This is a genomic window from Sorangium sp. So ce590, assembly GCF_051521365.1.
Lineage (GTDB): Bacteria > Myxococcota_A > Polyangia > Polyangiales > Polyangiaceae > Sorangium.
Map to the genome: position 1 here is coordinate 11,702,012 of NZ_CP150346.1, position 13,650 is coordinate 11,715,661.

The 13,650-nt window shown below is 70.8% G+C and carries 10 protein-coding genes; all 10 read left to right on the forward strand.

Translation table 11 applies throughout. The features are described 5' to 3' along the window. Positions 1–205 precede the first annotated feature (205 nt). The 10 genes from WMF28_RS44455 (at position 206) to WMF28_RS44500 (ending at position 13,629) form a co-directional block, all read left to right on the forward strand. A complete protein-coding gene (locus WMF28_RS44455; protein ID WP_437599839.1) occupies positions 206–1,051 on the forward strand; it encodes an ABC transporter permease in 846 nt (281 codons plus the stop codon). Positions 1,052–1,111: 60 nt separating this feature from the next. Then, positions 1,112–2,197: a polyamine ABC transporter substrate-binding protein gene (locus WMF28_RS44460; RefSeq protein ID WP_437599840.1), complete on the forward strand. Its 1,086-nt coding sequence runs from the start codon at positions 1,112–1,114 to the stop codon at positions 2,195–2,197. 13 nt (positions 2,198–2,210) lie between these two features. Then, positions 2,211–3,089 (forward strand): ABC transporter permease, encoded by an 879-nt coding sequence (locus tag WMF28_RS44465; RefSeq protein ID WP_437599841.1) that lies wholly within the window; start codon positions 2,211–2,213, stop codon positions 3,087–3,089. A gap of 94 nt (positions 3,090–3,183) precedes the next feature. Beyond that, entirely contained in the window at positions 3,184–4,269 is a 1,086-nt protein-coding gene (locus WMF28_RS44470) for an ABC transporter ATP-binding protein (protein ID WP_437599842.1), read from the forward strand. A 129-nt stretch (positions 4,270–4,398) separates the two neighbouring features. Continuing rightward, a complete protein-coding gene (locus WMF28_RS44475) occupies positions 4,399–6,270 on the forward strand; it encodes a DUF2330 domain-containing protein (protein ID WP_437599844.1) in 1,872 nt (623 codons plus the stop codon). A 116-nt stretch (positions 6,271–6,386) separates the two neighbouring features. Further along, a complete protein-coding gene (locus WMF28_RS44480; RefSeq protein ID WP_437599845.1) occupies positions 6,387–6,971 on the forward strand; it encodes a Uma2 family endonuclease in 585 nt (194 codons plus the stop codon). A 54-nt stretch (positions 6,972–7,025) separates the two neighbouring features. Then, a complete protein-coding gene (locus WMF28_RS44485; protein WP_437599846.1) occupies positions 7,026–8,255 on the forward strand; it encodes a molybdopterin molybdotransferase MoeA in 1,230 nt (409 codons plus the stop codon). A 211-nt stretch (positions 8,256–8,466) separates the two neighbouring features. After that, on the forward strand, positions 8,467–10,017 hold the full coding sequence (locus WMF28_RS44490) for a BNR repeat-containing protein (RefSeq protein ID WP_437599847.1): 1,551 nt from the start codon (positions 8,467–8,469) through the stop codon (positions 10,015–10,017). 216 nt (positions 10,018–10,233) lie between these two features. After that, the gene (gspC, locus tag WMF28_RS44495) at positions 10,234–11,199 is read left to right on the forward strand and encodes a type II secretion system protein GspC (RefSeq protein WP_437599848.1); all 966 of its coding nucleotides are present in this window, start codon (positions 10,234–10,236) and stop codon (positions 11,197–11,199) included. A gap of 132 nt (positions 11,200–11,331) precedes the next feature. Beyond that, positions 11,332–13,629 carry a Kelch repeat-containing protein gene (locus WMF28_RS44500; protein ID WP_437599849.1) on the forward strand — a complete coding sequence of 766 codons (2,298 nt, stop codon included), beginning with the start codon at positions 11,332–11,334 and terminating at the stop codon, positions 13,627–13,629. Positions 13,630–13,650 lie beyond the last annotated feature (21 nt).

Below are 13,650 nucleotides of genomic sequence, written 5' to 3' on the forward strand. Positions count from 1 at the left end.
GCCGACGCGCGACAACGTCGCCTGCGCTGACCACGCGCCGCGGGCCCGCCCTCGCGCCGCGGAGGTCACGAAGAACGACAGCCAGGGTGGCCGCGTTCACCTCCGCCGTGTCCGCCCCTTCCCCTTCACCCGGCAATGTGTTGCAACCGGCGTTCCTCAAGCGATACGCTCGCGCAGCGATCCTGTAAGATTGCGAGGCCGCCGCATGCGACTCCGGACGATGTCGGGCATCAAGCTGTCGAATCTGCTCCTCTGCGGCTGGAGCGGGCTCGTGCTCATTTACCTGTATCTCCCGATCCTGCTCCTCGTCGTCTACTCGTTCAACGACTCGAGGATGAGCGTGGTGTGGGAGGGGTTCACCTTCAAGTGGTATGGGCAGCTCTTTGACGAGCTCGTCGCGCACCTCGGGGACGAGCGCCGGTCGCCGCTCATCGAGTCGCTGAGCAACAGCGTGATCATCGCCGCGATCACCACCGCGTTCTCGGTCGTCCTCGGCACGGCGGGCGCCTTCCTGCTCTACCGGTACAGGTTCCCCGCGCTCCGGTCGATCACCGCGCTGATCTTCATTCCCATGATCATCCCGGAGATCATCATGGGGATCAGCCTGCTCATCTTCTTCAAGACGGTGGAGCTCGAGCTCGGCTTCACGACGGTCATCATCTCGCACGTCACCTTCTGTTTCCCGTTCGTGCTCATCGCCGTCCAGGCGCGGCTCGCGGGGCTCGACCCGTCCCTCGAGGAGGCCGCCCTGGACCTCGGGGCGACGCCGCTCGAGGCGTTCTTCCTCATCATGGTGCCTTACCTTCTGCCCGCGATCATCTCCGGTGCGCTGATGTCGTTCACGCTGTCGATGGACGAGCTCATCGTCACGTATTTCACGCGCGGGCCCAAGTCCGAGACCTTGCCGATCAAGGTGTTCGGCATGGCGAAGGTCGGTTTGAACCCGATGCTGAACACGATCTCGACCGTGTTCATCGTCGCGACCGCGATGCTCGTCGTTGTCGCCGAGTCGCTGAAGGGCACCGCGAGGCGGCTCCCCGACGAGAGCTGAAGGGGACCGACGCGCGGCGCGAGCGCCTGCGCCGGCGCAGGCAAGACAAGGAACAGGCCAATGAAACGCATCTCAGCGCTCCTCATCCTGATGTTCGTCCCCCTCGTGGCCCTGCTCGGCTGCGGGAAGAAGGAGGGCCCGGCGCCCCAGGCGACCGGCTCGGGCAGCGCGCCCGAGCCGAAGGCCGGCGGCGAGCTCAACCTCTTCGGGTGGTCCGAGTACATCCCGCAGGAGATCCTGGACGGCTTCACGAAGGAGACGGGGATCAAGGTCAACTACGAGACCTACGCCTCGAACGAGGAGATGCTGTCGAAGCTCCTCGCGGGGAGCACCCGGTACGACCTCATCCAGCCTTCGGAGTACGCGATCGAGGCGCTCGTCAAGCAGAAGAAGCTGAAGCCGCTCGATCAGGCGCGCATCCCGAACCTGAAGAACATCGCGCCCGCGTTCAGGAACCAGCCGCACGATCCGGAGCTCAAGTACACGGTCCCATGGATGGGCACGACGGTCGGCATCGTCGTCAACACCGAGAAGGTGAAGGAGCCCGTGAAGGGCTTCAAGGACGTGTTCCAGCCGAAGTACAAGGGGCGCATCGTGGCCCTGAACGACGCCCGCGAGATCGTGTCCTGGGTGATGGTGACGATGGGGATGAACGCCAACGATGTGACGCCGGAGAACCTCGCGAAGGTCAAGCCGACCCTGGCGGAGTGGATCAAGCTCGTGAAGGTGTTCGACTCCGACAGCCCGAAGACGGCGCTGCTCAACGGCGACGTCGACATCGGCGTCATTTGGAGCGGGGAGGCGGCTTTGCTCTACCAGGAGGACAGGAACAAGTTCCAGTTCATCCTGCCGACCGAGGGGACGCACAAGGCGATCGACAGCCTGGCGATCCCCGAGAACGCCGAGAACAAGATCGGCGCGGAGATGTTCATGAACTACATCCTCCGTCCGGAGGTCAGCAAGCTCATCTCGGACAAGTTCCCCTACACGAACCCGAACGCGGAGGCGCGCAAGCTGCTCACGCCCGAGCAGCTCGCCAACCCGGCGAGCTACCCGCCCCTCGCGGGGATGGAGACCTTCCACGACATCGGGAAGGCGGCGGCGGACGTGGACAAGCTGGTGACGGACCTCAAGGCATCGCAGTGAGCGGCGGGGCGTCATGAACACGGCCACCGGGCAGGTCATCGAGCTCCAGGGCCCGCGGCGCAGGCCGGGGGTCCGCGGGTGGCTGCTGCTCGCCCCGCTGTTGCTCTGGCTGTTCGCCTTCGTCGTGGCGCCCACCGCGATCATGCTCGTCTACAGCTTCTGCGAGCGGGACGAGCTCGGGCAGGTGGTCTTCGAGCTCTCGCTGTCGAGCTACGCGCGGGTCTTCGACGCGACCTACCTCAAGATCCTCGTAAGCTCGATGAAGTATGCCGCCATCACGACGGTGATCTGCCTCGTGGCGGGCTATCCGGTGGCGTACTTCATCGGGCGGTCCCGGGAGGGCGTCCGGAACAGGCTGCTCATGCTGGTGATGGTGCCGTTCTGGACCAGCTTCCTCATCCGGACGTATGCGTGGATGTCGATCCTCAAGTCGGAGGGGCTCCTCAACGGGCTCTTGCTCTACCTGCAGATCATCTCGGCGCCGCTCGACATCATGTACACGCCGACGGCGGTGGTCATCGGGCTCGTCTATTCTTATTTGCCGTTCATGATCCTGCCGATTTACGGGAGCGTCGAGAAGCTCGACAACGCGCTCATCGAGGCGGCGTTCGATCTGGGCGCAGGGCCCGTGTCCGCCTTCTCGCACGTCATCGTCCCGCTCACGCGCCCGGGGATCCTCGCGGGCGTCCTGCTCGTGTTCATCCCGGCGCTCGGGATGTTCGCGATCACGGATCTCATGGGCGGGTCGCGCGTGCCCATGGTCGGCAATGTCATCCAGAACCAGTTCGGGCAGGCGCGCGACTGGCCGTTCGGCGCCGCGCTCGGGATGGCGCTGCTGCTCCTGTTTTCTCTGGTTTTCCTGCTCGGCCTGCGCAAGGAGCAGGAAGCGTGATGAGCACGGTGATGATTTCGTTGCGGGTCTTCGGTGAACCTCGTTCGGTCTCCGGCGCCGCCGAGTCGTCCTCCTTGTTCCTCGAGGTGAATCGATGGACGTGATGGTCGAGCTCCGCGCGGTCACCAAGCGATTCGGCAGCTTCCACGCCGTGAGCGAGGTCGAGCTCCAGATCGAGGCGGGCGAGTTCATCACCCTCCTCGGCCCCTCGGGGTGCGGGAAGACGACGCTGCTCCGGATGATCTCGGGCTTCGAGACGCCGACGAGCGGCGCCGTCCTGCTCGACGGGAAGGACGTCACGCACGAGCCGCCCTACCGGCGGGACGTCAACCAGGTGTTCCAGAGCTACGCGCTGTTTCCTCACATGACCGTGCAGGAGAACATCAGCTTCGGCTTGCGGATGAAGAAGGTCCCGAAGCAAGAGCTGGCCGAGCGGGTCCGCGCCGCGGTCGCGATGGTGTCGCTCGGGGGCATGGAGCAGCGCAAGCCGTCGCAGCTCTCCGGCGGGCAGCGGCAGCGGGTCGCGCTCGCGCGGGCCATCGTCTGCCGCCCGAAGGTGCTGCTCCTCGACGAGCCCCTCTCCGCGCTCGACGCGAAGCTCCGGCACGCCATGCAGGTGGAGCTCAAGGAGCTCCAGAAGAAGCTCGGGATCACGTTCGTGTTCGTGACCCACGACCAGGAAGAGGCGCTCACCATGAGCGACCGCATCGCCGTGATCAACAAGGGCCGGATCGAGCAGCTCGGCGACGCGTCGCAGATCTACCACCGCCCGAAGACCACGTTCGTCGCGAGCTTCATCGGCCAGGCGAACATCCTCCGGGCGACCGTCCTCTCGCGGAGCGGCGAGCGCGCGCGGGTCCGGCTCGACGGAGACATCGAGCTCCTCGTCAACGCCGAGCACCTCGCGGGCGGGGCCGAGAGCGCGCTCATCTCCATCCGACCGGAGAAGATCGCGCTCCGCAAGGAGCGGCACGGCGTCCTGGAGAACTGCTTCGAGGCGCACGTCGAGGACGAGCTGTTCAAGGGCGCCACCGACCAGCTGCGGCTCCGGACCGACTCCGGGCTCGCGCTCACGGCGGTGGTGGCCAACGAGAGCTCCGTCCAGGCCGCGCTGCACGCCGGCGACAGGGTGTTCTGCCACCTCCACCCCGACGACATCGTCATCGTCCACGAGGAGTGACCCGCCGCGGGGCGCCGGTGTGGCGCCGGGGCGCCGTGAACTGCGGTTCTCATCCGGACGCGACAGCGTGGAAGTCGGGCTCGAATGCCGCGTACGATGAAAGGCATGGGGCTTGCCAATCGGCCTCGCATGCCCCGACGGTCGCTTGCGCTTGTGGTTCCTGCGGTCCTCTTCTCGTTCCCCGGCGACGTCCTCGCCGCGGGGGCGTGGCTGCCCGGCGCCGGACAGGCGTCCGTCGAGCAGCGCGTCGCCGTCGCGGCGGGGCCGGAGCGCACGACGCTCTGGACGAGCCTGCGGTTCGACGGGGCGCGCGGGCCCGTGGCGGTCGTCGTGCCGGTGCCGCCGCTCGCGGCGCTCGACGTGAGCTCGGACGCGTGGTTCGAGGCCCTCGAGGCGGCGACCGCGCCGCGCGTGCTCCCGCCCGAGGGCGTCGCCCCGCGCTGCCCCGGGGAGGAGGGCGCGCCGGGCCCGTTCCACACGGTCGGGCAGCTCGCGCACGAGGCGACGCTCGAGCCGCTCGAGGTGACGGTGCTCGAGGACGCGGTCGCGGTCGCGCGCTGGGCGGAGTCGGCGGGGCTTGCGCTCTCCTCCGAGACGGCCGCGCAGCTCGGCGAGCTGCAGGGGATGCGCTTCGCGGCGGCCCGGTTCGATGCGCCCGGCGGGCCGGCGATCACGCGGACGCTGCGCATCGCCATGGGCGGCGGCGAGCCGCGCCTGCCGCTGTCGCTGGCCAGGGCGGGCGAGGGCGACGTGCGCGTGACCGCGTGGCTCCTCGGCGACGGCCGGGGCGCGCTGACGGGCGCGGCGCCGGTGACGCTCCCGCCGGCCTCGCTGAGCTGGGACGCGGGCGCGCAGCGCAGCGATTACGAGGCGCTGCGCGCCGAGGCACTCGGCCAGGCGGGGCTCCACGGGGCGCTCGTCGAGGGCGCGAGCCACGAGGCGCTGAGCCGCCGAATCGCCATCGGCAGCGACAGCGTGGACAGCGTGATCGCGGCCTATTTCGCGCGCGTGAGCGCGTACGGCGACGCCGGCGACGGCCCGGGAGCGTGCGCCGCGGTGGCCGCGGCCGCGCTGGAGTCGAGCCTCGCGGTCGCCGCGAGCTGCCCGCGCGCCGCGCTCGGCGTGGTCGACGGGTCGCTCGACTGCGCGGAGTCGCCCCGGAGGGACGAGACGGATCCCGATCTCCTGCGCTGCGGCCCGGTCGCCGACGATCTCGCGGTCGGGCTCTCCGGGCTCGCGCCGTCGTCGGTGTGGCTCACCCGCGTCTCGCTCCGGCTCGCTGCCGGGCAGGCCGGCGCCGACTGGCCGCTGACGTTCGGGGCCGGTGCGTCCGTCTCGCCGATCGTGAGGGCCGGCGCCGTCCGCCTGGATGCGTGCTCCAGCGAGACCGGCGCGGGCGGCGCGGGCGGCGCGGGCGGCGCGAGCGGCTCGTCGGGCGTGGGCGGACCCGGGGGCCTGGGCGGCGGGCCGAGCACCGGCGAATCGAGCACGACCGGCGGCTCGTCGGGTGTGGGTATCGTCGACGACCACTACGACGACGAGCCGGTCGCCGACATGGGCTGCGGCTGCGCCGGCACCGCCGATACGGTCGTCGTGGACGACTACGAGCCGCAGGGCGAGGACGACTATTACGACGAGGAGTACGAGGACGACGGCTGCAGCGGCGACACGAGCGAGCCTGCGCCCGAGGACGAGTACTACGCGGAGGACGACGGCTGCAGCGGCGACACGAGCGAGTCCGAGGACGAGTATTACGCGGAGGACGACGGCTGCAGCGGCGACACGAGCGAGTCCGAGGACGAGTATTACGCGGAGGACGACGGCTGCAGCGGGGGCTCCGACGACTCCGCCGAGTCGGAGGACTGCTCGATCGCGGGCGAGCGGCAGCCGAGCGCCCGGAAGAAGCGGGGGCCGAAGCTGTCGGTCATGGCGCTCGGGGTGTTCGCGCTGATCGCGCCGCTCCGGCGGGCGAGCCGGCCGCGGCGGAGCAACCGGCGGTAAGCCGGCGGTAAGGATCGGGCGGGCCGGCGCCGCGGCGGGGGCTCGTGGCGCCGCGGCGGGAGCGGGCGGTGCCGGAGGAGGGCTTCCCGTGGCATACTCCCGCGGGAGGCCATGACGTGAACGCACCCGCCCGCAAGCTCTCCTTCCCCTACGCCGAGTACCTCGAGCAGGAGCAGGCGAGCCCTACAAAGCACGAGTTTCTCGGCGGCGAGATCTTCGACATGGCCGGCGGCACGCCGGAGCACGCGCGGCTCGCGGCCCGGGTGACGGTGACGCTCGGCGCGCAGCTCCACCGGCGCCCCTGCGAGGTGTTCTCGTCCGACCTCCGCGTGCGCGTGCTCGCGACGGGCCTCGCGACCTACCCGGACGTGAGCGTCGTCTGCGGCCAGCTTGTGCGCGATCCGGAGGACAAGGACGCGGTGGTCAACCCGCTTGTGCTCGTCGAGGTGCTGTCGGACTCCTCGGAGGCGTACGACCGGGGAGAGAAGTTCGCGCACTACCGCCGCATCCCTTCGCTGAAGGAGTACGTGCTCGTCTCGCAGGCGCACCGGAGGATCGAGGTCTTCCGGCGCAACGAGGACGACTCGTGGACGCTCTACGAGGCCGGGCCGGGCGAGCGGGCGAGGCTCGCGTCGATCGATGGCGCGCTCGACGTCGACGAGGTCTACCGCGGCGCGCTCGAGACCTCCGCTGCGGGCTGAGGGGCCGTCGGTCCACGGAGCCCTGACCACGGAGCCCTGATGCGCGACGTCCGGATGCGAGGATTTCGCGAGCAGACGACGGTCGAGCGAGCTCTCGATGTGCTGGAGCAGCGCGTCCGGCGCCTCGGCGACGAGCCGGTGCCGATCGCCCGGTCGGCGGGGCGGGTCGCGGCCGAGCGCGTGCTGGCCCGGGTGAGCGTGCCGCACTTCGCCCGCGCGGCCATGGACGGCTACGCGCTCGCCGGCGAGGCGACCTCCGGCGCGACCGCCGGCGCGCCGGTCGAGCTCGCGCTCGTGGGCGCGTCGTTCCCCGGGCGCCCTCACGCGGGGGCGATCCGCCGGGGCGAGGCGGTGCGGATCACGACCGGCGCGCCGGTGCCCGAGGGGGCCGACGCGGTGCTGATGGCGGAGCACGCGGAGGAGGCGGCGGGCCGGGACGGGGTGGCGGTCGTGCGGATGCGCGCGCCCGTGCCGGCCGGCAAGCACGTCGCGTCGATCGGCGAGGACGTGCTGGAGTGCGCGGAGGTCGTGCCGGCCGGACGCCGGCTGCGCCCGCAGGACGTCGGCGTGCTGGCCTCGACCGGGGTCGCCGAGGTGCGCGTCGTGCGGAGGCCGTCGGTGCGGATCCTGATCACGGGCGACGAGCTCCTGCCGCCGGGGAGCGTGCCGAGCGGCGCGTGCATCGTCGACACGAACAGCCTGGTGCTCACGGCGCTCGCGCGCCGCGACGGCGTCGAGGACGTGGCCGTCATTTACGTCCCCGACCGGCGCGAGGCCGTCCGGAGCGCCCTCGAGGCGGCCGGCGGGGATGTGGTGCTTGTCTCGGGCGGGTCGTCGGTCGGCTCGGAGGACCACGCCCCGCTCGTGCTCGCGGAGCTGGGCGAGGTGGTGGTCCACGGCGTCGCGATGCGCCCGGCGAAGCCCGCCGGGTTCGGCTTTCTGGCGGGCGAGCGCCCGGTGTTCCTGCTGCCGGGAAACCCGGTGTCGTGCCTCTGCGCCTACGAGTTCTTCGCCGGGCCCTCGATCCGCGCCCTGGGCGGCCTGTCGCGCGCGTGGCCGCACCGGCGGAAGCGGTGCGTGGTGGCGGGCGAGATCGCCTCGCTGCCGGGGCGCGTCGATTACGTGAGGGTGCGTGTCGAGGGGGACCGGGTGTTTCCGTTGGCGACGAGCGGCGCGTCCATCCTGTCGTCGACGACGCGCGCGGACGGCGTTGTCATCGTGCGAGCCGAGGATGTGGCGGTTGGAGAGGGCGCCGAGGTCGAGGTGCTGCTCTACGACGCGTGAGGCGAGGCGGCGGGGGTCGGTCGAGGCCGGAGCCTTGTACACGGTGAGGTGCCGGCCGGCGAACAACGTGCCACTCAGAATCAGGATCTTCATGGGCCGTCCGTGTGCACCGCGAACGCAGGCTGGCAAGCCGAAGCGTCGCTGACCGGCTCAGCCGGCGCCGGCGGCGCTTGGTGCCGCCGCTGAACGGCAGTACCCTCGGGCAAGACACATGACCCTCCGCCTTCCCTTCTCCGTTCTGCTTATCCTCGCATCGGCCGGCTGCCTTGCGAGCTGCAGCGACGGCGAGCACGACACGACCCCCGAAGGCTCCACCTCGGGCGGGGGCGCCGGCGGAGGCGGCGCGAACGCCGGCGCCGCGACGGGAGCGACGATCCCCGCAGCCACCGGCGCGGGCGGCGACACGGCCGCGAGCGGCACGACCACGAGCGCAACGACCTCCGGCGGCGGCGGCGCGGAAGCCGTCGCGCCCGGGATCGTCAAGCTCGCCGAGGGAAAGCTCGCGGAGTCGGGGCTCACCGTGGTGTCTTATGGTGGTTACCTCAACGGCGAATCCTTCCAGCAGGACGCGATCGTGTCGTTCGGCGGCTACCAGTACACGGCCTTCTGGAACACGAACCGCAACGTCGTCCTCGCGCGCCGGCAGCTGCCGGCCAGCCCGGGAGGGGGCGCCGGGGCGTGGCAGAAGTTCGACTTCAAGGACCACCGGCTCAGCGCCGACGACGCCCACAACACGATCTCTCTCGGGATCGCGCCAGGTGACGGCACGCTTCACCTCGCCTTCGATCACCACGGCAGCACGCTGCACTACCGCCGCTCGGTCGCCGGGCTGCTGACCGACCCGGAGGGCACGGCCTGGGCCGCCGCGAGCTTCAGCGCCGTCTCGAGCGCGCTGGTCGGATCGACCACCGTGCGTCTCGTGACGTACCCGCGGTTCGTCACCGAGCCCGGCGGCAACAAGCTCCTCCTGAGCGCGCGGATCGGCGAGAGCGGGAGCGGCGACGAGCACCTGTGGGAGTACGACACGACGACGCACGCCTGGAGCGCGCTCGGCGAGTACATCGAGGGGACGGACGCCAGCATCAACGCCTACCTGCACGGCCTCGCGTATACGCGCGGCGGCTCGCGCCTGCACGCCGCCTGGTGCTGGCGCGACACGCCCGACGCGACAACGAACCACGGCCTCCTGTACGTCTACAGCGATGATCACGGGCGCACCTGGCAGAACAACGCGGGTGACAAGGTCGCGACCACCGGCGCCTCCTTCGTCACCCGGAGCACGGCGGGCCTCTCCGTGTGGGCCATCGGCCAGAACCGAGGGCTCATCAACCAGGAGCACATGGCGGTCGACGCGAGCGGCCGGGTCCACGTGCTGCTCTCGCACCTCCCCGACGCCGAGGCCGACAGCGCGAACTTCACGAATGCCCGGGCGCGCAGCGAGTTCTTCCACTACGTCCGGGAACCCGAGGGGACCTGGGCGCGACACGGCCTCGGCCTGCGCGTCATCGAGAACTTCCGGGGCAAGCTCGCGATCTCCTCCACCGAGAACGTCTACGCGATCCTCCCGGATCTGCGCATCGCCGGCGCCTCGCCGAGCGACGGTTATGCGACCTGGACGCTCCTCGACGCCTCCGACTCGGGCCGCTTCTTCTCCGATCCCCTGATCGACACAGCCCGGCTCGAGACCTCGGACGAGCTCACCGTGTACTATCCGGAGCGGGGCTCCGTGAACATCTGGGGCCTGGAGTACGCCCTCCGGTGAGCCGCGCGAGGAACGCTCCTCCGCCCTGAGCGCGCGCCTGCCCGGGCCGGACTCCCGCCGGCGCGCCGCGATCCACCCGTGAGCGGGCACGCTCGGTGCTCGTCCTGACACGCAGTGTTGCCGGTGGCGAGGGCGTGCACTGCCGCGACCGCCGCGGCGGCAAGGGACACGCGCGCTGCGAGCCCCGGCGCGCTCCCGCCAGGAGGAGCGTTACCAATGAGCCCCGACGCGTTCGTCAAGCGCGGATTCATATTCATCTTGGGAGGAATGGTCGCGGTCTCCGCGTATTATCAGGCCTCCGGGGTATCTCACCTCATCGCCCACCAGATCGCGCGGGACGGCGCCCCTCCCGCTGCCCGGGCGACAGCGCTCGTCGAGGAGCCGCCCTCCGAGGACCGCTCGCCGAGCGCGGCGCCGATCCTGGAGCGCAATCCGTTCGACTCGATCACAGGGCCGCTCGTGCCCCGGCCGAGCGAGGCGCTCGCCGGTCAGGCGGATCTCTCCAGTCTCGATCCCTACCTCGCGCCTCCGTGCGACACAGGCCGCGTCGTGCTGATCGCGGTGTCCGAGGACCCGGAATGGTCGTTCGCGGCCGTCGAGGCGGAAGGCGGACGCACGGCGCTCGGGCGGCGCGGCGGGCAGATCGCCGGCAGGAAGGTCGAGCACATCGCCTGGGACCGGGTGTGGATGACGTCGGGGGGCGCGCGCTGCCAGATGCAGCTCGGCAAGAAGGGCGGCAATGACGGCAAGAAGGCGCCCGAGTCGCAGCCCAGGGCGCCGGAGCCGCCCCGCGAGCGCCCGTCCCGCGCGTCCGGCAGGAGCGACGTCCCGCCCGAGATCGCCTCGCGCATGAAGCGCGTGAGCGAGACGGAGTTCGACATCGATCGATCGGCCGCCGCGAAGATCTTCGAGAATCCCGAGATCGTGACGAACACATCGGCGGCGATCCCGGAGATGCGGGACAACCAGGTGGTCGGGCTGAAGATGATGGTCAAGCCCGGCTCGTTGCTCGAGTCGTTCGGGCTGCAGACCGGCGATCTCGTGAAGTCGATCAACAGCATCGACCTGACCGACCCGCAGAAGGCCATGATGGCCTACACGCGCATGCAGTCCGACAAGAGCCTGTCCGTCGTCGTCGAGCGCAACGGCCGTCCGGTGAGGCTCAAGGTCAACATCCGCTGACGCGAGGTGGCGGCCAGGTCCCCGGCGACAGCGTCGCGGTCGTGCCGACCGCAATGGCGCGATCGCGCCGTCGCCGCGGGAGGCTAGGCGCGTCGGGGCAAGCCTGCTCTACTCGGCGCCACGAGACGCGCCGTGCCGGCAACATCCTTTTCATCGAGACGACCGCTCGCGACGCCATCACCGCTCATCGCAGCGGCGCTGCTCCTCGGCGGTTGCGGCGCGGAGCCGGAGGACACCTCGGCCGCGGCGCTGCGCCTGCGCTTTCCGGCGCACGCGGACGCGGTGCTGTCGGCGCGCGAGGCGTTCGCCCCGGCGGCGGGCGGGTTCCGGCTGGCGGCGACCGAGCCGGGCGGGGCGTGGGTGCGGGCTGCGCGGCCGGAGGTGGAGCTGCCCCGTGACGGGAGCGGCGTGATCCGGTTCCGCCTCGCGGGCGGCGGCGAGATCCGGGTGAGGGAGCTCGGCGCTGCGGGCGAGGGCGTGATGGCGGAGCGCGCGGTGAGCTACCGGCGCGCGGGCGGGACGTCGTTCTGGACGGCGACCGAGGGGGGCGTGGAAGAGTGGCTGTTGCTCGACGAGGGCATCGCGCGCGACGGCGAGGTGGTGGCCGCGTGGGAGGTGGAGGGCGCGGCGCTGCGGCCGCGGGGTGAGGCGGTGGAGCTCCTGGACGAGGAGAGCGGGGCGCCGGTGCTGCGCGTGACGGCGCCGCGCGCCCATGCGGCCTCGGGGCGGGCTGTCACCCCGGCGCTCCGGGTGCGCGGCGCGCGCGTCGAGCTGTCGGTCGACATGGGCGACGCGGGCGGCGAGGCGGCGCTCGTGGATCCCGCCTGGGAGCCGGCCGGCAGGATGAGCATCGATCGCATGCGTCACACCGCGACGCTGCTGCCCAGCGGCAAGGTCCTGGTGGCGGGGGGGCGGTTCGACAACGACCGCACGGTAACCCCCAGCGCGGAGATCTACGATCCGGCGTACGACGCCTGGCGTTTCACGGCACGCGCCAGCATAGCTCGCCTCGCTCATGCAGCGGCGCTGCTGCCCGACGGCAAGGTCCTGGTGGCTGGTGGAAACGGCCCGATGGACAGCGGGAGCGCGGAGCTGTACGATCCGGTGTTTGACACCTGGACGCTCGCGGCGCCCATGATCGCGCTGCACGGGGATGCCGCCATGACGCTGCTGCCGGACGGCAAGGTCCTGGTGACGAGCGGGTATGAGCCAATGTCCGGAGAGAGCGCGGAGCTGTACGACCCGGCGTTTGACACCTGGACGCTCACGGCGCCGATGCACGTCCCGCGCTCCTACCACGCGCAGACGCTGATGCCGGACGGCAAGGTCCTTGTGACCGGCGGAGATGGCTGGCCCGACCCGCTCGACATCGTGAACGTCCCGCTCCGCAGCGCCGAGCTGTACGATCCGGTCTCCGGCGCCTGGACCGTCGTGGCGCCGATGCGCTTCCCGCGCGCTGCGCACACCGCGACGCTGCTGCCGGACGGCAAGGTCCTGGTGGTGGGCGGCTGGTACACCGAGCCCGGAGGAGACGCGGAGGTGTACGATCCGGCATACGACACCTGGACGCCCACGGGGCCGATGAGCGGCAGGTACGGCGGGCACACCGCGACGCTGCTGCCGAACGGCAAGGTGCTGGCGGCGGGGGGCGGATCGGCCAACCAGGCCAGGAAGAGCGCGGAGGTGTACGACCCGGCGACGAACACCTGGGCTCTGGCAGCCTCGATGAACGAGAGGCACACCAGCCATACCGCGACATTGTTGCCGACCGGACATGTGCTCATCGCCGGTGGTTCCCTGTACTCCGAGCGGTATACGAGCATCGGCGCCTCGTGCACGTCGGACGCCCATTGCCCGCTCGCCTTCTGTGCGGATGGCGTTTGCTGCGATTCACCTTGCGACGAGCCCTGTCATACGTGTGCCCTGAGCTCCTCTCTCGGCAGCTGCGTGCCGCAGCCGAAGGGCACGGATCTCCGCAAGGAGTGCGCGCTCGAGGGGTGTGATGGCGTGTGCAATGGATTCGGATCCTGCGCCGCTGTCCCGAAAGACGCCGCGTGCGTTCCGGCCGAATGCAGCGATGAGACGCACAGCCGCATGCCCATCGACTGCCCCGCGGATGGGGCCACCTGTCCGGACGCGACCCGCCAGGTGAGAGACGTCGAGGACTGCGCGCCCTACCGCTGCAACTTTCAGGACGGCACCTGCAAGGAGCGCTGCAGCTCGCCGCAGGACTGCGCGCCGGGCTTCGCCTGCAGCTTCGACAACGTGTGCGTACGTCCTGCGCCCACAGTGAGCCGTGGCTGTGGTGCGGCGAGGGGCGCAGCGGCCCCCTCCGGAGGCGGGGTGTTCGCATCGCTCCTCGCGTTGCTCGCGACGGTGCAGCGGAGATCGCGCGCCTGCCGGGAATCCGCGCAGGTGACGGCGCGGTGATGACGCTCCCGCGACGCGTTC